Annotated in this window: 20 protein-coding genes; 13 read left to right on the top strand and 7 right to left on the bottom strand. The window is 60.9% G+C overall.

Annotated features, from left to right (window positions below; genetic code table 11):
• Window positions 1-10 precede the first annotated feature (10 nt).
• Together THITHI_RS0116685 and THITHI_RS0116680 are read left to right on the top strand one after the other, a co-directional pair.
• Window positions 11-268 carry a hypothetical protein gene (locus THITHI_RS0116685; protein WP_018234225.1) on the top strand — a complete coding sequence of 86 codons (258 nt, stop codon included), beginning with the start codon at window positions 11-13 and terminating at the stop codon, window positions 266-268.
• A gap of 19 nt (window positions 269-287) precedes the next feature.
• Window positions 288-509, top strand: a complete 222-nt coding sequence (locus tag THITHI_RS0116680) for a hypothetical protein (protein WP_018234224.1) — start codon at window positions 288-290, stop codon at window positions 507-509.
• A 41-nt stretch (window positions 510-550) separates the two neighbouring features.
• Here THITHI_RS0116680 and THITHI_RS0116675 read toward each other — a convergent pair whose 3' ends face one another.
• The 5 genes from THITHI_RS0116675 to THITHI_RS0116655 all read right to left on the bottom strand — a co-directional run bounded on the left by THITHI_RS0116675 (window position 551) and on the right by THITHI_RS0116655 (window position 3723).
• Window positions 551-1117: a hypothetical protein gene (locus THITHI_RS0116675; protein ID WP_156820680.1), complete on the bottom strand. Its 567-nt coding sequence runs from the start codon at window positions 1115-1117 to the stop codon at window positions 551-553.
• A 173-nt stretch (window positions 1118-1290) separates the two neighbouring features.
• A complete protein-coding gene (locus THITHI_RS19370; RefSeq protein ID WP_018234222.1) occupies window positions 1291-1860 on the bottom strand; it encodes a hypothetical protein in 570 nt (189 codons plus the stop codon).
• Window positions 1861-1877: 17 nt separating this feature from the next.
• Window positions 1878-2183 (bottom strand): hypothetical protein, encoded by a 306-nt coding sequence (locus THITHI_RS0116665; protein WP_156820679.1) that lies wholly within the window; start codon window positions 2181-2183, stop codon window positions 1878-1880.
• A gap of 111 nt (window positions 2184-2294) precedes the next feature.
• Window positions 2295-2963, bottom strand: a complete 669-nt coding sequence (locus THITHI_RS0116660; RefSeq protein WP_018234220.1) for a ParB/RepB/Spo0J family partition protein — start codon at window positions 2961-2963, stop codon at window positions 2295-2297.
• Between the two features lies 1 nt (window position 2964).
• Window positions 2965-3723, bottom strand: a complete 759-nt coding sequence (locus THITHI_RS0116655; RefSeq protein ID WP_156820678.1) for a hypothetical protein — start codon at window positions 3721-3723, stop codon at window positions 2965-2967.
• A 114-nt stretch (window positions 3724-3837) separates the two neighbouring features.
• Between THITHI_RS0116655 and THITHI_RS0116650 the strand changes: the two genes are divergently transcribed.
• A complete protein-coding gene (locus tag THITHI_RS0116650) occupies window positions 3838-4020 on the top strand; it encodes a hypothetical protein (RefSeq protein ID WP_018234218.1) in 183 nt (60 codons plus the stop codon).
• A 60-nt stretch (window positions 4021-4080) separates the two neighbouring features.
• Here THITHI_RS0116650 and THITHI_RS19935 read toward each other — a convergent pair whose 3' ends face one another.
• Window positions 4081-4479: a hypothetical protein gene (locus tag THITHI_RS19935; protein WP_018234217.1), complete on the bottom strand. Its 399-nt coding sequence runs from the start codon at window positions 4477-4479 to the stop codon at window positions 4081-4083.
• Between the two features lie 224 nt (window positions 4480-4703).
• Between THITHI_RS19935 and THITHI_RS19360 the strand changes: the two genes are divergently transcribed.
• From THITHI_RS19360 to THITHI_RS19355, 10 genes are all read left to right on the top strand, one after another.
• The gene (locus THITHI_RS19360) at window positions 4704-4949 is read left to right on the top strand and encodes a TraR/DksA C4-type zinc finger protein (protein ID WP_018234216.1); all 246 of its coding nucleotides are present in this window, start codon (window positions 4704-4706) and stop codon (window positions 4947-4949) included.
• Window positions 4950-5007: 58 nt separating this feature from the next.
• A complete protein-coding gene (gene recD2, locus THITHI_RS0116635) occupies window positions 5008-7230 on the top strand; it encodes an SF1B family DNA helicase RecD2 (protein WP_018234215.1) in 2223 nt (740 codons plus the stop codon).
• A gap of 212 nt (window positions 7231-7442) precedes the next feature.
• Window positions 7443-8495 carry a recombinase RecA gene (recA, locus tag THITHI_RS0116630; RefSeq protein ID WP_026186445.1) on the top strand — a complete coding sequence of 351 codons (1053 nt, stop codon included), beginning with the start codon at window positions 7443-7445 and terminating at the stop codon, window positions 8493-8495.
• A gap of 267 nt (window positions 8496-8762) precedes the next feature.
• Window positions 8763-10484: a GspE/PulE family protein gene (locus THITHI_RS0116625; RefSeq protein WP_198005657.1), complete on the top strand. Its 1722-nt coding sequence runs from the start codon at window positions 8763-8765 to the stop codon at window positions 10482-10484.
• A gap of 58 nt (window positions 10485-10542) precedes the next feature.
• Complete coding sequence (locus THITHI_RS0116620) at window positions 10543-11217, top strand: nucleoside/nucleotide kinase family protein (protein ID WP_018234212.1); 675 nt, start codon at window positions 10543-10545, stop codon at window positions 11215-11217.
• 46 nt (window positions 11218-11263) lie between these two features.
• Window positions 11264-11644 carry a hypothetical protein gene (locus THITHI_RS0116615; RefSeq protein ID WP_018234211.1) on the top strand — a complete coding sequence of 127 codons (381 nt, stop codon included), beginning with the start codon at window positions 11264-11266 and terminating at the stop codon, window positions 11642-11644.
• An 85-nt stretch (window positions 11645-11729) separates the two neighbouring features.
• Window positions 11730-11996, top strand: coding sequence for a hypothetical protein (locus tag THITHI_RS0116610; protein ID WP_018234210.1), 267 nt, complete (start codon window positions 11730-11732; stop codon window positions 11994-11996).
• A gap of 58 nt (window positions 11997-12054) precedes the next feature.
• The gene (gene traF, locus THITHI_RS0116605; RefSeq protein WP_018234209.1) at window positions 12055-13041 is read left to right on the top strand and encodes a conjugal transfer protein TraF; all 987 of its coding nucleotides are present in this window, start codon (window positions 12055-12057) and stop codon (window positions 13039-13041) included.
• A gap of 51 nt (window positions 13042-13092) precedes the next feature.
• Complete coding sequence (locus THITHI_RS0116600; RefSeq protein ID WP_018234208.1) at window positions 13093-14634, top strand: conjugal transfer protein TraH; 1542 nt, start codon at window positions 13093-13095, stop codon at window positions 14632-14634.
• Window positions 14635-14757: 123 nt separating this feature from the next.
• Window positions 14758-18018, top strand: coding sequence for a conjugal transfer protein TraG N-terminal domain-containing protein (locus tag THITHI_RS19355; RefSeq protein WP_018234207.1), 3261 nt, complete (start codon window positions 14758-14760; stop codon window positions 18016-18018).
• Window positions 18019-18072: 54 nt separating this feature from the next.
• On the opposite strand, the gene THITHI_RS0116590 is transcribed toward THITHI_RS19355, so the two are convergent.
• A complete protein-coding gene (locus THITHI_RS0116590; protein WP_018234206.1) occupies window positions 18073-18339 on the bottom strand; it encodes a hypothetical protein in 267 nt (88 codons plus the stop codon).
• Window positions 18340-18375 lie beyond the last annotated feature (36 nt).

Raw genomic sequence — 18375 nt, 5'->3', positions numbered from 1 at the left:
AGGAGGGGCGATGTATGTATTAGGCGCTGTCGAGTGTATCGACATTGCAGAGAACAGCTTCGGAGAAAGCTATCTGACCATCGATGGCGTCCAGTATGTTAGCTTCTTCAATCCAGACACGTCCGTGGGCGTGCTGGATGAGGAGGCGCAGGTGGTTTTCAAGGCGATGCCTGGCCCGACATACTTGAACCGCGATCCAGATATCTGGGTTGATCTTCCGAAGGCGGAGATTATAGAGGTGATCACGGGAAATCCGTACCACTTCTAGGAACACAGGAGAAAGAGATATGCCGGCACTTTGTCAGTTTCTAAACGCCGACAGCCAGGAGCGAGCCGAAGCCCTCGGGGCAAGAGCCGAAGAGGTCATGACCGCTATCGACTACCTGGTCAGCGACCTCCGAAGCATCGGCTACGGCGGCGACGAGGAAATCAGCGGAGCGGATCTGGTGGATCTGATGCAATCACACTTTGATCGCTTCCGCCGGATCTGGGAAGAAGAAAGCACGTAACATTCACACCCCCTCCCTGCCGTACGCGGCGCGAGGGGTTCTTATTTGGCGGGGAGCTTGAGGCGGTAGGCACGGGAGACGACGGCGCGATAGCTCCGTTCGAGACGCTCGGCGCACCAGTTGGGTCCCTTTTTTGAGTAGTGGCGCATGAGGTAGCGATCCTCGCTGTCCTTCCAGGGCGTGTTGTTTGTCCGGGAGAGTCCGAGCTGGGCGGCGCGCTGGTGAATGGCATGAGGGCTTCGCCCGATAGCCTTTGAGCAGGCTTGCGCCCCGGTGCGTTGGTAATGGCGGCGCAGGTGGGTATCCTCGGCGCTTGTCCACGCCTGGTTCTCAGACAGCCCCAGGCGGGAGGCGCGGGTGAGTACCGACAAGGCGGTGCGTTTCAGCTTGCGGGCGCACCAGGAGGCGCCGTGCTTTGCGTAATTGGCCCGCAGGAAATCATCATCACGCTTTGACCACCATTCCGTGCTTCGCACGTTGAGGGCCGCCGCGCGTTGACGTACCGCGGTTGCGCTGCGCCCAAGCCTGCTCGCCACGGCAAGGGCCCCCTCGTGCGGATAGTGCCGACGAAGAAGGGCCTCCTCGGCTGCGCTCCAACCTTTAGCCATTTTCGCCTACCCCGGTCGCTTCGCTATCTCTGTACAGCGTATATTGTTGACGCCGCCAGGTCAAGATCCGGGCCCTCGACGGCCGGGGCGCTGATCGAGGCAAGAGAAAGACCCCCGTAGTCCGCTGGGACTGCGAGGGTCTCTTGAATGGCACGCAAGTGCTCGTGCTGGTATTACGCCCTTTCAGGGGGCTTGTACAACGAAGCCGCGGCCTTGATGATCCCAGGCAGCAGCGCCGGATGGACACCGAACCCGTTCTTGCTGATCTGACTCAACACCATTGCCAGGAGATAAGTGACATCCGTGGCGGGGACAGGTATCGCCATCGCCGTGCCGGTCTTGAACACGCGCACGAACAGTCCGCCGCGCTCGGGTTGGCGTGTGATCGAGAAGCCCTTATCCTTCCCTTCACCGTGAGCCGTGAAGCTTACCTCCTGGATAAAGCCCAGAAGCGTTGCTGCGATCAGCGGAAGCTCCGACTGGGTTACCTGGATGGTGACCTTCGATTTCCAGTCGTAAACCCTCGGCGACTTCGCTGGAGCTGCCTCGATGCGAATCGTCGCCACGCCGGCGCGCGTCTCATCTGGCTCAACGTGCAGTGCCGCCTTGCCCGCGTAGACCTTGTGGTTCTGGTACTGCCCCCCTGTTCGCTTGGGTGCAGCACCATCCCATTGTGGCGCGTGGTGCTCAGGCGGAGCCGGCCTGTTGCTCGGAATGTCGAAGTCGTCGAAACCGTATGACATGGTGCGTTCTCCAGTTATTACGTCCGCATGCCCCACGGGATCAGCCCTGGGTCATCGATGAACTTTTGGACATCTTTGTTCTCCACCCAAAGCCATGCGGCCACGTAGGCGCCGCCCTCGCCGAGCGAAACGCAGGCGTCGTCGTCAACCTCGATCTCCCCCTCCTGCTGGAGGGCCTTGCCCGCGGCGATGTAGGGAATGAAGTTCTCATATGCGGACATATCAACGGCTTTGACGAGCTCCCGATATGCCTCACCCACGTCACCCTTGTTGCGGATCGCCTCGACATAGAGTCTGGCGACGTTTTCCAGTCTGCTTGCCATGATATCCTCCATTGGTGGTATGCAGGGTCCTTATTGGTTTAGCGAAAAGCGCGGCGGGCTTGCGGTGCGCAAGAAAAAACACCCCGGAAGGATCCGGGGTGTTTGAATGGCTTACTCCAGCGTTGGCAGGTCCTCGGCCAGGAAGTCGAGCTGGTTGCTCGGCAACCGGTACTTCCACAGAAACTCCCGGGCCGCCTTCAGGGTTGTCTTGTCCGCGGCCTTGAAGAAGGCCTCCTGGTACTGCTCAGGCATCTTTGCCAGCACCTCCCCGGTCGAGGGGGCGATCAGGCCGGCGGCGAGCTTGCCGCGGGTGACCTTGCCCATATTCGAGAGCCGGCGCAATCTGTTGAGATCACGCTTGAAGATGCCCAGCTCCTTCTGGATATCTTCAGGCTCCTTGCCTGCATCGAGCAGACCCTCGAGGGCCTCGAGCTCGCTGATCAGGTTGCGGCCTCGAACCAGATTCTCCACCAGGGTGGTTTCATCTGCATCATCCTCGGCGACGATCACCGGCACTTCCTGGATGTTGAGCTCCTTGATTGCCGCGATCCGGTGACGACCGGCCTCGATCGCATACTCGAACCCGGTATCCAGGAACCCCTCCTCGGCCCATCGTTCGCGGTCAGCGTCGCGGACCTCGCGAACCACTGGAAGGCTGCGCAGGCCGCGGCTCTTGATGCTTCGCACCATGGAGGGTCTGGCCTGAACACCGCCGCCGAAGATACTGGAGACGGGGACCACCCGGATCGTTCCGGTAAAAACCTCGCTCTCGATTCTCATTTCAGACTCCTTCTTCTTCATCAGGATCCCCTCCAAGAGCTCGTGCCGGGCTCACATAGACACCCGGGTCGTCGACGATATCGACGCGCCAGCCTTGCTTGTCGTGCTTTTTCAGCACGTCGGGGCCGTCATCCTTCACGTCCTTGGCCTGGTACTCGATATGAGTGACAGGCAGTTGCAGGAACGCGCCGGGCGAGAACTCCGAGGCTCGCACCTCGATCTGGCCGTCGCCGCGATAGCTCAGATCCCCGACCACGAAGTGCTCGGGAATATCACCATCAGGACCTCTCTTCGGCTTCGAGCCCAGGGCACCGGCGTAGCGCCAATGAGCGCCAAGGCACGGCTCGGGCTTCTCGGGATGGATATCCTTCGGGCACCAGTTCGGCTCATCGATGCGCTTGGTGAAGGCCTTGGGATGGACCAATACCATCCGGCTCGCGCCGGGCGTCAGGTCTGAGAGATCGAACTCGGCGGGAATCCGCCGGCTCGCGCCCTTGAACTGGCACTCCACCAGGAAATCCGCGGGCGAGGGATAGTGCTCCGCACCCACCCAGATCAGCACGTGATTGAGGTTCTCGTTGTACGGATCCTTGAACACGATAGGGGCGCGAAACGCCTCCAGATCGAGACTTCTGACCGGATCGATCATGAAGTGTGAAAGCGGGAGTCCCTCTTCCGCCAGGCCGGTGCACAGGTAAACACCACCCGCCTTGCGTGAGCCGCAGCCGCGGCTTCCTGTAGAACCACTGACTCTTCTCATACATGTCCTCCACTTGAGTGTGTTCTCAAGGCGTATAGCGATTACCTCGCGCAGCACGCGCCAGCGAGTACCTATACAGGCCTAGAAACAGGGCCTGACCAATTAGGAGGTAGCATGCATAGAAAGAAGATCGAGAAAGTCGAGGCAAAGGGTCTGCGGGTGGAGGCCACCACGCTGGACGGGCAGCGTTATGATCGTGGGATGAAGTTCCCCACCGACCGCGCCGCTCAGATATACGCGGATTGCGTAAGGGAAAATGGCAGGATCAATCTCCCCGGTTGGCTGCCTGTTCAATAATTCAAAGAAAGAGCCACGCCCCTTTCGGTGCGTGGCTCTTCTGCTTTCTTGCGGTCTGGATTACTCCGGGACTTCGCAGCAGCGTACGGATCCGCTGATACCCGGGTCATCACACATCGGGACATCCTCGTAACCGGCCATCTGGTTGGCCAGCAGGCACTGATCGTAGTTCAGGGAGCCGCGCGTGATGATCTCGTTGCCAAACTCCCACTGACCCTCAGGCAGGACCCTGAGGTAGTTGTTATCCAGCAGGACCTGGATGCTCTCCGGGTTGCGCCCGCCGTTCTCGGCGCGATAGAGCGTGGCCGCCGCGGCGATCTGCTGGCCTTCGTTGAAGTACTGGGTCACCGCTGCCTTGGTGCCGCCCTGGTTCCAGGCCGTTCCCCCGAAGTAAATCGACGCAATGGCCAGTACAGCAACCAGCAAGATGGAAATGATGGTGATGATGAGTGAAAACATGTCGCGATCCTCTGTTTACAGGTTGTTTGTTGGAAAAGAGCCCAAGCCCTTCTTCGATAGGCCATTGGCCCATCGCGGTTGTCTATCTGGTCTTGGTATAGCGACAAGCGGGCGCTGTTTTGCGCACTTCGTGCAGATGGGCAGGATAAATCGCTATACAGGATCGCCTCTCAGCCGGTAAGCGGCATTGAGAGCACCCATCAACTACTCGGAGAAGAAGACACATGGCGGACGATGCCGATTGGGCCGGAGAGATCACTGATCAGGAGGTGGCCAGTATCCTTAAGGCGCGCGCACAGGATCAGCAGCAGCAGACAAGGGCCCTGCCTCCGTCGAGGGAGCTTTGCCTGGATTGCGATGATCCGATCGAGGATTACAGAAAGCGCACCATCCCTGGTGTGCAGCGCTGCGCTGAGTGCGAGGATTGGCATCAGCGCGAAAAAACCATCCGCGCCCACCAGGGCAGGTAGCAAACCCCTGTTCCCTATACAAAAGTAAGCTGCCCGGCCTATGCAGGGAGGATCTATTGTGACCACAACAACGCGCTCCAACGCCGCTATGTCTCCCAAAGGGGGCGTGGAGCGTATTGCCGGGCAGATCGTATCGGTCAAGGCGTACAAGCCTGATTCCGGCTGGGCCGTTCTCAAGGTGCGCCTGGCCGGCCAGCGTGAGCCGGCCACCGTGATCGGGCACGTCACCAACTGCGCGGGCGCCGGGCAGAAGTGCTCTGCCGAGGGTGTCTGGACGACCCACAGGCAGTGGGGGCCGCAGTTCAAGGCGAGCCGCCTGGAGATCGAAAACCCAAGCTCAAGCGAAGGGATCGTCAAGTTTCTGTCTTCGGGGATGGTCAAGGGAATTGGCCCTGAGTTCGCGCGCACCCTTGTCGAGGCATTTGGCGATCAAACCCTTGAGGTGCTCGAGAAAGAGCCCCATCGCATCAACGAGATCAAGGGGATCGGGCCAAAACGCGCTGAAGCGCTCGTGAACGCCCTGTCCGAGCATCGGGCTGTGCAGGAGATCATGGTTTTTCTCCATACTCACGGCCTGGGCGCGAACCGAGCCAAGGCGGTCTATGACCGTTACGGCGATCAGGCTGTCGAGCGAATCAAGGAAAACCCCTACCGGCTCTCGATCGAGGTGGAGGGGATTGGGTTCCTGATCGCTGACGGGATGGCTCGAAGCCTCGGGATCGCGCACGACTCCATGGAGAGGGTCAGGGCCGGGCTTCATCACGCCCTCTTGCAAGCAGCCAACAACGGGCACTGCGCTTTGCCGGCGGGTGAGCTTTTGAAAGAATCCAGGACGCTTCTCCAGGTCAGCGATGATCATTTGAGGCGCGGCATCGAGCTGGAGATTGCTGAACGCCAGCTTCTCTCCACCGAGATCGAAGGGCTTGGGCTCGTGGTCTACCTGCCCCGTTACTGGTACGCCGAGCGTAAAGTGGCGCGCGGGCTCAAGAGGCTGATGTCAGGCGCGGGCGCGGATTGCGCGCCGGATCTCGATAAGGCTCTCGCCGAGGTCGAGGCCCGAAACTCGATCACGCTTGCCGGCCGCCAGCGCGAGGCGGTGCGCCTTGGGGCGGTTGAGAAGGTCCTGGTGATCACGGGCGGGCCGGGGTGCGGGAAGACCACCACCCTCAAGGCCCTGCTCGAGTTTCACTCAGACAAGCGGGTCCTGCTCTGCGCGCCCACCGGCAGGGCCGCCAAGCGCATGGGAGAGGCAACCAAGAGAGACGCTTCCACCATCCATCGCCTGCTCGGAGTAAGCCCGGCAGGGGGCTTTAAGTTCAATGCCGATAACAAGCTTGAAGCCGATGTTGTGGTCATCGACGAGATGTCCATGGTTGACGTTCAGCTGATGGCGGCGCTTGTCGAGGCGCTCCCTGACCATGCGATCCTGATCCTCGTTGGCGACAAGGACCAGCTCCCCTCGGTTGGCGCCGGGGCGGTGCTTCGGGACCTGATCGAGAGCAAGGCCATCCCGGTGGTGGAGCTCAACGAGATCTTCAGACAGGCGCAGGGCTCGATGATCGTGGTCAACGCCCACCGCATCAACAACGGACAGATGCCCTTGGCTCGAGAGCCCGGGAAATCTTCCGATTTCTACTACTTCAAGGTAGACGGTGCGCACGATGAGGATCGCCCAGAGGTCTATGAGCGCATCCGTGAGCGCATTCTCGAGGCGGTCACCGTCAAGATCCCTCAGACCTTCGGCCTGCATTCGATCAAGGATATCCAGGTGCTGACCCCGATGCACGGCGGGGCACTGGGAACGCAGGCGCTCAACGAGGCGCTCCAGAAGGCATTGAACCCCTCGCAGGGCGTGCGGCTCACCCATGGCCAGCAGTCCTACGCGGTTGGCGACAAGGTTATCCAGCTGTCCAATGATTATGACCGCGACGTGTTCAACGGAGACATGGGCCGGGTTGTGCGTATCGAGTTGGGCGCCGGGCTCATGTGGGTGGACATGGAGGGGCGGGTCGTTGAGTACAAGACCAGTGACCTCATCAACCTCTCCCTGGCCTACGCCAAGAGCATTCATAAATCCCAAGGCAGCGAGTACCCGGCGGTGGTGATCCCTCTGACCACTCAGCACACCATCATGCTCGAGAGACAGCTGATCTACACCGGCATCACCCGCGGAAGGCAGTTGGTGCTTCTCATTGGTCAGGAGCGCGCCCTCAAACGCGCCGTGCGTACCGTGACGGCCCGCCAGAGAGTGACGAACCTGGCGCGACTGCTTGCCGCCTGAGAGGCCCCAATGCCTTCGAGGGTTCATTGAGGGTAGCGCCCAGTCCCCGCCATATAACTGCTTGAAGTACGCACGATACCCATGCTATACTTGGCCACATCAGAACGATAGATGTGCCGCGCGAACTGTTGCGGCGCGATTGGAAACCCTGCCGCCATGCGGCATGAAGTGAGGAAGCGACGATGAGTGAAGATATCCGCAACGATTCCGCCGTGAATACGCAGAAGAACAAGGCGTTGGCGGCGGCGCTGGCACAGATCTCGAAGGCCTATGGCGAGGGGTCGGTGATGCGCCTGGGGGAGCAGAAGACGGCAGATATCCCCGTCATCTCCACGGGCTCCATCGGTCTTGATATTGCGCTGGGCGTGGGCGGTCTTCCGCGCGGGCGTGTGGTCGAGATCTACGGCCCGGAGGGTACCGGCAAGACGGGGCTGTGTCTGCATGTGCTGGCCGAAGCGCAGAAGCAGGGCCTGACCTGTGCCTTCATTGACGCCGAGCATGCGCTGGACCCCAGCTACGCTGTCAACGTGGGCGTCGATATCAACGATCTGCTGATCTCCCAGCCGGATCACGGCGAGCAGGCGCTGGAGATCGCCGATGTGATGGTGCGCTCGGGAGGGGTTGACGTGATCGTGGTCGACTCGGTGGCCGCGCTCACCCCCAAGGCGGAGCTCGAGGGCGAGATGGGCGATTCTCACGTCGGCCTTCAGGCCCGGCTCATGTCCCAGGCGCTGCGCAAGCTTACCGCCAACATCAAGCGCTCCAACACCCTGGTGATCTTCATCAACCAGCTGCGCATGAAGATCGGCGTCATGTTCGGCAACCCGGAGACCACCACCGGGGGCAACGCTCTGAAGTTTTACTCCTCTGTTCGACTGGACCTGCGCCGCGCTGGCGCGATCAAGTCCGGGGATGAGGTGATCGGCCACGAGCTGAAGGTCAAGGTGGTCAAGAACAAGGTGGCCCCTCCCTTCCGTCAGGCCATCTTCGAGGTGATCTACGGGGCCGGGATCAACCGTAACGCGGAGATCGTCGATCTCGGCGTGGCTTGCGGCCTGATCAAGAAATCCGGCGCGTGGTACAGCTACGGGGAAGAGCGCATCGGCCAGGGCAAGGCCAATGCGGGCGAGTGGCTCAGCTCCAACCCCGATGCGCGGGCGGCGATCGAGAAGGAAATCCGCTCGAACTATATGCCGGAGATCGGTGTCGAGCCCGCACGAGAAGATGCTGACGAGGAACACGAGGGACCGGAGCTCGACGCATAGCAGGTCTGGCGAGAGTCTCCCCTCTACCCCCTTTCACGCCCCCGGTTCTCCGGGGGTTTTTATTTGAGGTGATGACTCACCCCTGAGGTTTGCAGGCATAGATGAGAGGTGTGCGGCGCGCGCCGTTTATGCCGAGGTTTTCGCGCCTTGTCGCTTGTCCGAAAAAAACCCTGATCCGTGTGCAAAGGCCGTGGCGTATTCGCTATACCCGTTACGGCCTCGATATGGCGCTGCGCGCCGAAGGATCAAAAGGTATAGCGGATGAGTATGAAGACCCTCCCAGAGACGGCCCTAAAGAGTTTTGCTGACCTCGAAGCGTGGGTTTCCGGGATCCCCGGAACCCCGGTCGAAGTGCGGCGCATTGGCGATTTTCTGCTCCAGGCGGCCTACCTCACCGAGGCGGAGCTTGAGGCGGCCATTGCATATCAGAACGAGCATCCCGGAAAGCTGATCGGCGAGATCCTCGTCGAGCAGAAGGTGCTTACCGCCGATCAGGTCACATGGGCGCTCTGCGAGAAGCTACAGATCCCTATTGTCGATCTTGATCTGATCAAACCCGACCCCTCCCTGGCCTTCGAGATCCCAGAGACGCTTTGCCGTGAGCTGAGCGCGATCCCGGTCGGAATCATGAAGGGGCGGCTGGTCGTGGCCATGACCAACCCAACCGATGAGAAGCAGATCGACTCCCTGGGCTTTCATGCCTCGCGCCCGATCATGGCGGTCATGGCGCGCGAGGAAGACATCCAGTGGGCGTTGCTAGAGATGTACGATCTGCGCGCAGAGAACCTCCCGGATGCGCAGGGCCAGGAGGCGACCACGAAGATATACGGTCATCGGGTCGAGCGCACCAAGCGCGATGGCTTGGCGGTGCGTCTCGTCGATCATGTGCTGCGCACCGCCGTGGAGCGTGAGGCCTCGGACATTCACATCAGCCCCGGTATCGATACGGTGACGATCAGTTACCGGGTAGATGGAATCCTCAAGGAGGCGCGGCGCATGGGGAAGGCTTTTTTCGCCTATATGGTCAACCGCGTCAAGGTGATGGGGAAGATGGATACCACGATTACGCGCCGCCCGCAGGATGGCCATATTCGAGGCTCGTTCGAGAATCTTGACGTTGATTTCAGGGTCTCGACCATGCCCTCCGCTTATGGCGAGAACCTGGTGATTCGCGTGCTCAATCAAAGCGAACTGCCGCCCTCCCCCAAAGGCCTCGGGTTTGATGAGGAAGATCTGGCGCTGTGGGAGCGGCTGATGAATCAGAGCCAGGGGTTTGTGCTTGTCACAGGGCCTACGGGCTCGGGGAAGACCACCACGCTCGCCTCGAGCCTGCTGAGCATGGCTTGCGACGGGCGAAACATCCTCACCCTGGAGGATCCGATCGAGTACCGGCTGCCCGGGGTCGCCCAGATGGAGGTCGACCCTGAGCACGATTTTTCCTTCTCGGTGGCGCTCAAGCACGCCCTTAGGCAGGACCCTGATGTGATCATGGTCGGCGAGGTGCGTGATCAGGTAACCGCCAAGATCGGCATCGAGGCGGCCATGACCGGGCATCTTGTGCTCTCGACCCTTCATACGATACACGCGCCCGGCGCCGTTGCGCGCCTCCTTGAGATGGGCGTGCCCGATTACCTGCTGCGCTCCGCCCTGAGCGCGGTGCTCTCCCAGCGACTGGTGCGCAAACTCTGCCCCTACTGCAAGGAGCCGGACCCGGATCCGCCAAAGGGATTTGCGAAGGGCAAGGTGATGCGAGCAACCGGTTGCGTGCGCTGTGGGCATACCGGACACAAGGGTAGGACCCTGATCTATGAGCTTCTGCCTGTCACCAAGGAGTTTCGTGAGCATATCGCCACTGGGGTGTCCGCCGAGGAGCTGCTGGCTATCGCCAACGCGCAGGGATTCAAGAGCATGTTGCGCCGCTTGGCCGGCTTGGTTCTTCGTGGAGAGGTCTCGGTGCGTGAATGGCTGCGTCTGTCCCGCCTGAGCTGAGCGAGAGCCAGGCCGATATTCCCTATACACGCCAGGACCAGACACATAAGGAGACGATATGAAAGGCAGAATCATCGGCATGCTGGGTAAGCGCGGGCACGGCAAAGACACGGTCGCGGACCACCTGTGCGAGGTATACGGGTTCAAACGCATGGCCTTCGCGGATGCGCTTCGCGAGGAGGTCGCCGAGCATTTCGGTGTCCCGGTTGAGCTTTTGCTTGATCGGGACCGCAAGGAGACCCCCTGCAAGGAACTTGCCCCGCCGGCGCCCTGGGATGTCGGATTCCGGGGGTTCATGCGCCGCATTCTCGCGCCACTGGGGTTTCTCAAGCGCTCGCCGCGGGAGGTCCTTCAGCACTGGGGTACCGAGTATCGCAGGCTGGGCCCAGAGGGGGATCCGGAGTACTGGACCAAAAAGCTCGTCGGGAAGGTGAGAAGCTCGGGAGACGGTGATTACATCATCACCGATGTCCGTTTCCCAAACGAGGCTGACCTGTTCATGGATCAGTTCCCGGAGCTTGGGCTGGAGGTCCATACGGTGCGGGTTGTTCGCCCTGCCCTGCTCAACCAGAACAAGAGCAGAGCCGATGAACACCCGAGCGAGACCGCGCTCGATGATTTCAGCACGGATATCACGCTCACCAACCGCGAAGGCGAGATCGCCGCGCTCTATCGGGAGGCGGAACAAGCGCTCAACCTGGAATCTACCCTCAAGCTCGGACTTGTCGGTTGACCTTCAATAGACCCTGCGATGCAGGGTCTCTTTTATAGGAGTTGTCATGAAAAAGACCATTGCAGCGTTGCTGCTGGCTATCGCCACGGCGGGTCTCGGCCCCTTGGTGTCCGCGAATCAGACCATGGCCTCGTACCAGGCGGATTATACGTCCGGCAGCGCCGATCTTGCGATCATCGCGGGCATAGCCGAGCTGGAAGTACGTCTGGACATCGGCGAGACGCGAGGCGTGCTCTACGTCACGGCCGTAGGCGTGTCCGATGTTGTCGACATCTCCGTGTGTCGGCAAGGAGACGGGTTCCTGATCGCCGATGAGGACGACACCCAGTGCAGTACGCCAACCGCGGAGTTCTCCCAGGGGGCGGATCACATCATCTGTGAAACCTGTGATGACGAGACGATGCCCAGATTCTGGGGGCGGATCTGATCTGACGCCGGGCTCTTGAGGGCCCGCGTCCGTTCCGATCGGTTTTTCCCTATACGGAGGGAGTCAACCGAAAAGGAGAGTAGAGATGGCCCAGATCGAGACCAAGCGAGGCATCTGGTACACGGTCCGCCAGCATCGTGATGCGGATCCCGTGATCGTGGAGAAGCCGCAGGGCGCCGACGAGATCGTGGACATGTTCACGGGCGTGTGCGCCCGGGTCGTCATCGACGAGGGGCGGGCTTCACGCTGGCGACTCTACGCCAACGACATCCTCGCTCGCCAGGACATGAGGCGCGTATTTGCGGATCTCCTCACGGAGACCGATGACCAGCGGGCTGCCAACGCGGCCTGATTTCCCCCGGGATGCGCAACGCTGTTGCGCATCCTTTTTCTATCGATGCGGAGTAAGCATGAAATCGTTCACCCTTCCGATCATCCTCATCGGGCTTTTCGTCGCGCTCGGCGCCGGGGCCAACGAGCGCGTTGAGCGCGGGTGGTGGTTCTACGAAGCCCCGCCCGAGACTGAAGAGGAGGAGATCTGGACGATCCCGCCGCCTTCGGCCGCGAAACCCGCCGAGCCGGATCAGGGCCCGGAGGATCCTTGCCTGGACAAGGATACGTGGACGGTCAGTTGCGGGTTCGTGAACCCGGGTAACGACTTCTCTTTCCAGGAGCGTCAGCGCGATGAGCTCCTCAACCACATGGTGATGAACCCCCAGGACAGAAAGGCTGTTGAGGCGTTTCAGTACTACACCAAGTGGATGATGGACCAGGCCACGGCGGTGGCCTCGATGTGGACGTTCAACCGGGTTCAGAATCCGGAGCTTGACCCGAGGGTCACCTACCCGGTCACCAACTTCGGTTTGCGCATCCTCCACGATATCAGGGAGTCCAACTCCGGAGATATCTTCGACTTCCTCTCCGAGAACGGCTACCTGGTCTATTTCTCGCGTACCGATTGTGTCTACTGCCACAACATGCGCCCGGTGCTGGAGATGGTCGCAGAGCGCACCGGGCTGTCGATCTGGAACGCCTCGCTCGATGAGGACTGCATGCCGGGATTTGAGCAGCTGTGCATGGTGGCGCCCGCTACGCTTGATCCCGCGAGCGTCCTGGAGGTCTCGATCGTCCCCTCGATCTTTCTCTATGTCGAGCCCGATACCTGGATCCGCGTGGGCAACGGCATCGTGACCTATGACGTGCTGGAATCGAGAATCGTGAATTTCTTCTCGGCGTATAGAGCGGCCATGATCAAGGGTATCGAGCCTGAAGACGGACAGGTGCCGGTGGATTTCTCAACACAAGGCGGCACAGGGGCGCGTGGCCTGGGCCGGGGACTTGAGCCTGGACCGGGATCAACCTCCGGGATCGAGACGATGCTCAGGCAGGCCCGGTAAGAAGCGGCACGGATTTCGCTATACCGCCAAACGACTACAGATGGAGCAGACATGGCTTTCGGAAAGCTGATCAGAAACTTGATGCTCGGCGCGGTGCTCGCGTTCGCTTGCACGTTCCCGGCGCACGCTCAGCTGGGCTCGGCATTTGGCAGCTTGCTGCAAGGCGCGAACGTCTCCACCCAGAACCCGGGCTCATATCAGAGCCAGGCGCGCAACTCGTTCGTGCTCGGCGGCGCGGGCGTGCGCTTCCCCTCGAGCAACGTACAGCTCTTCTCCATCACGCCGCCGAACGTCTCCGCCGGGTGCGGCGGGATCGACATGTTCTTTGGCGGGCTCTCTTTCATCAATGCCGAGCAGTTCCAGCAGCTGATACGCGATATCGGGCAGGCGACGCTCGGCTACGTGGTCATGCTGGCCCTCAAGCAGCTATGCCCCCAATGTGAGGCGGTCATTCAGGCCTTGCAGCGCGCGGCGGCGATGGCCAACGCGATGGCGGTGGATTCCTGCCAGGTCGGTCAATCCATCGCCCGGCGCATGATGGGGGATCCGATGGGTGACGATAACGTATCGTCCCAGGCCGGCGTGGAGGCCATCTGCGGCCAGGAATACACCGGCCTCGGTGAGGGTTGGAGCAGCGTCATGTCCGTGATCGGCGGCGTGTGTAACTCCATGAAAAGGGCGAGCCAAGCGCTTCACGATTTCGTGCAGAACAACCCCCGCCAGCGAGAGGCTCTGACCGGGCTGGTCGGTAACTCCACGTGGAACGCACTGCGGGCGATGGGGTTCGAGCATGATCCTGAGATGGCAGAGCTACTGATGAGCATGGTCGGTACATCGGTCATGCTCCCGGATATGGAGGAGCCGCGGCGCTACCCGCCGCTTCTCACCGACCCGGAGCAGGCGGTTGCCGTATTCATGTGCGGCTACATCGCGAACTCTGATTTCCCTGAGCGCGACAAGTTCTGCCAGTCGCACCTTGGCAGCGTCGGGAGCGTGGGTGGAGTCTATCACTGCGGGACGAGTACTGGGGCGCGAGCAACCTGCATGACCGTCCAGCAGCTCGGGCTGACACAGTGGGTCAACCAGGTCAGCGACCGCGTGGGGCATGGGTTCATTCTCAACACCTACAACACGCTCATGTCGGCCGTGCAGAAGGCGCGCGCCGGTCAGGCCCTTGCCCACAACGAGATCGCGCTGATCGCCACCGCGCCGCTGCCGCTCTACAAGGTCATCAACTTCGCGGCGGTATACCCGGGCGTGGCCGAGCAGATGATCCAGAACAACGCCTTCCTGCTTGCCTACCTGTTCGCCGACGCCTACGTGCGCCACCTCATGCTCGATGTGCGTCGCCACGGCCGCGAGACCGCGATCAGCGGATCACTGATCCGGGCCTTGCATGAGTTCCAGATGGATATGCTTGATGGGATGGACTCCAACATGGCGATGTTCGATGACATGCTGGCGCGCCAGCAAACAATGCTTGCTCAGATTCAGCGTGTCGAGCGCGTCATGCAGGACACCATCTGGTCCAGAGGGTTGATGGGGAACCAGGAGTTTGCCTACAACGTCACTCGCCAGATGGTCGGCAACTGACCGCGGCGCTGCGCTGAGCCTTTGATACACGCGACCGGCATCGGCCTGTAAAGCAAGGCCTGTGAGTCGCTATACGAAAGACGCCCGGGATCCGCCCGGGTGGCTTCAAGAGACTTGCTGACTATGGTTCGCTTTCTGCTTACACTGCTTGCGTTTGCCGGCCTTTCGGTGCCTGCCGTTGCCCTGGGGCAGACGGTAGAGCCGGGCTCGGGTAACACCTGGACGCTCTACGTGTTCGGCAACGGAGATGTCATCTGGCACATTCTCAACGCGATCTCGGCGATGACGTCGGATGGGGGATACCTCAATCTGATGACCCTGATCGCCGTGATCGCCGTGCTGGTGCTTGGCGTTGCGACAGCGTTCAATCCGCAGAGAGCCTATCGGTTGATCGTGTACTTCGTGCTGGCCTGGGTGGCGATCTTCGCCATGACCAAGCTTGAAACCAATATCGAGGTACATGACCCGGTATCGGGCTATTCGAATATTGCCACAGGCGTGCCGGCCGCGGTCGGGGTGCCGGCGGCCGTCATTTCCAATATCGGGAACTGGATCACCCGCAAGATCGAGCAGAATTTCTCCCTCGCCGGGTTCCCGAACTCCATGGCGATCTCAGGGGCCGGCGGATTCACTACCGGTATCCAGCTTGTGAAGAACGCAAGCGAGGTGCGCATCATGGATCCGATGCTTCGCCAGTCCATGTCTTACTACATGATCGACTGCGTGATCCCCATGATCGTCAGCGGGGAGCTGACCACTCACGAGATCATGAATTCAAACGATCTCTTCGCGCTCATCCAGTCGAGCAACGAGGCCGCCCTCACCCAGTACTACTCGCCTGCGGCGCCAGACGGCACCGTGGTGCCTTGCAGCGCAGCCTACGTGGCGGTGGCGAACGATCTGAACAACTACGCGCCCGATCTGATCGGGGCCGCATCCTCGGCGTGGTATGCCGATCGCTCAATGGCCTGGCTTGCCGGCGCCACGCAGAGCGCGTTCACGTGGCTGTCGGACGGCACGGCCAACGTCAGCGCCTCTCAGGCGGTCCAGCAGGCTGCCACCATCTCGATGATGGAGAACTCGTTCACGCACGCCTCGGCGATGTCCGGCAACAACGAGCTGGTCATGGCCATGTCGATCGCGCAGGGCAAGCAGGCGCAGAAAAGCCAATGGCAGGCGGCATCTGAGCTGTTTCGGGACATGGTGGGTTACATCTACTCGATCTTGCAGGCCTTCATCTTTGCGGTCATCCCGCTTCTGCTGGTCGCCGTGATGATCCCGGGGTTCGGTAAGACCATCATCGTGAACTACGCTCAGGTCACCATCTGGATGGTGCTCTGGGAGCCCATGCTCTCGATCATCAATTTCATCATCCACGTCTATGCCCGGCAGGGTCTTTCCGGGGTCCTGGCTGATTTCGACGGCATGGCGATGGCGAATCTGCCCTCGATCACGAACCAGACGAGCCACTTTTTGACCGCGGCGGGCTTTATGGCGACCTTGGTGCCGATGATCTCGTGGGGTATCGTGAAGGGCGCTCTGGCGTTCTCTGAATTCATCTCCTCGGGCGTGGGTATGGCGCAGTCCTCCGGCGCCGCGACAGGGATGGCCGCCGGCTCGGTGGCGCTTGATTCCCAAAGCATGGGAAACCAGTCGTTTGCACAGCAGAACATGGCGCCGAAGTTCACCGGCGGCTACTCCGTTCCGGAAGCCTCTGTCTCAGGGTCAAACAGCCTCTTTCGTGCGGATTACGGTGGCCGTACGGCCAGTGAGCACGGGCAGCAGATATCTCTGGCGCACTCCGCAAGCGACCAAGCGAGTATCGCTCGGAATCAGCAGCTCGCGGCGACCTATTCGCAAGCCGCAACTCAGCGCGAGCAGGGAATGTCGTCTTCCGTGTATGCGCAGTCCCAGCAGCTCGGGAAGGATATTGCCGATACTGTCAGTCAGCTCGACCAGATCGGTTGGGATATGTCCAGCGACCAAGGCCAGGAGCTGTCCAACAGGCTGGATCGCCAAACGAGCGATGCGCTCTCCTATGCATCAACCCTCAAGGATGATACCTCCAAAGCGGCCTATCTGGAGTCTCTCCTCGGAGGCGCGGCCAAGGGTGCGGCGGATGCGGCCAGGAAAAGGGGTGGGAGCGCGGAGGATATCAGGAACGCGATCGGCGGCGTCCTGGATCGATTCAAGAACACCCTTTCCAACAACAAGGGGCTTGCTGCGGCGGTCGGCGCTGGTCTTGTGGTGGCAGCGGCGGTGGCTCTGCCTAAGCTGGCGGCGGGCGCTGGCATTGCCGCGCTTGGCGTTGGAGCGGCCAAGGGAGGCAAGATTGCGCTTGGCGGGGTCGCCACCAGACTTGGGCTCGGCGCCGGCGTGGGCGCCTCTGCTGGAGCGCTCTGGAATCGCCTAGTCGGCAAGGCGGGTGTAAAACTCGAGGCAGGTACTGGCGCGTCTACATCCGAGGGGGCTGACCACAAGGTCTCTATCTCTGATACGGAAGCGTTCGGAGAAAGCCTGAAGCATCAGATCTCGGCGCGCGACTCTATGGCGATTGCTCAGAACCTGATGGCCTCTACCAAGGCAGCGGAATCGCAGGGATATACAACAAACCTTGGTGTTTCGCAGGACTGGGTCAACGACATCTCGCGCGGGGTTGTGGAGACCGCAACCTGGCAGAACACGGCCGCAGAGCTTGATTCGACCACGTTTACCCGGCCCGGGGATGCCTACGCGGCGCACCGGGGCGCAGGCCCGCACGGGTCCATGGTTGCGCGGGCGGGCGGTGCCGGGGTTGGTGAGCAGATGCGCCAGATGGAGGAAGGCTTTGGCACTCTGTCGGAAGGCGCGAGCAGCCTGCGTAGCCAGAACGCTGCACGCCAAGCCTCACTGAACGCGCAAGGCGGAGCCGGGTTGGCGGCGATCCAGCAGGGCGCCGGCCAGCTCTCCCAGAGAGAGCAGGAGATGCTTGCCTTGCAGAGTCAGGCGCGAAACATCATGAATGGCATGCATAACGGGGCGGTCAGCATCCGTGATCTGGATAATCTCGCCTCCCAGATGGACCGGCTGGATGCGCCTGAGCTTCAGGCTGAGCGCGACAGGATCAACCAGATCCGCGACAACATGACTGATCAGGCAAGGAGGGTTCAGTCGTTGCTGGGGCAGAACGCGACAGGCAACAACCTCCTTGATCTGGATAGCATCGGAAATGAACTGTCCGGTAGCCTTGTTGAGCGGGCCGCAGAGACGGGGGTTTCCGTGGAGTCGATACAGGCTCAGGATCAGGCGATCCTGGATTATGCAAGACAAGAGCAGGATCGCAACGGGCCTCTGACCAAGGAGCGGCTGACGAGCAACAACTTCATGAGCATGGCTATGCCCTAGCCAGACAGGCAGGCAAAAGAAAAGGGGCTTCGAGCCCCTTTTCTTTTCTCCATGCTATTCGCGTCTACGCCTGATCCCGATGCCTCCTGGCATGAAGATCACCGGGTCGCTGACGATGAAGTAACAGACAAGGCCTACGGCCAGGCCCCATCCGATGATGTTGGACATCTCCTCGGAGAATCCCCAGTTGAGGAACATGCCCGAGGCCGTCACCTGAACCAGCGCCCCGACCGCGATCAGGATCGCCAGGAGAAAAGCGAGCGCGAACAAGGTCGAAGCCGTGTTGACGAGAAAAGTGATTGTTCTTTGCATTTTTTCCATGATTTTGACTCCTTGCGCCCTCTTGCCTGAAGGCGG

The organism is Thioalkalivibrio thiocyanodenitrificans ARhD 1 (assembly GCF_000378965.1).
GTDB lineage: Bacteria > Pseudomonadota > Gammaproteobacteria > Ectothiorhodospirales > Ectothiorhodospiraceae > Thioalkalivibrio_A > Thioalkalivibrio_A thiocyanodenitrificans.
This window is presented reverse-complemented; position numbering and strand designations above follow the sequence as displayed.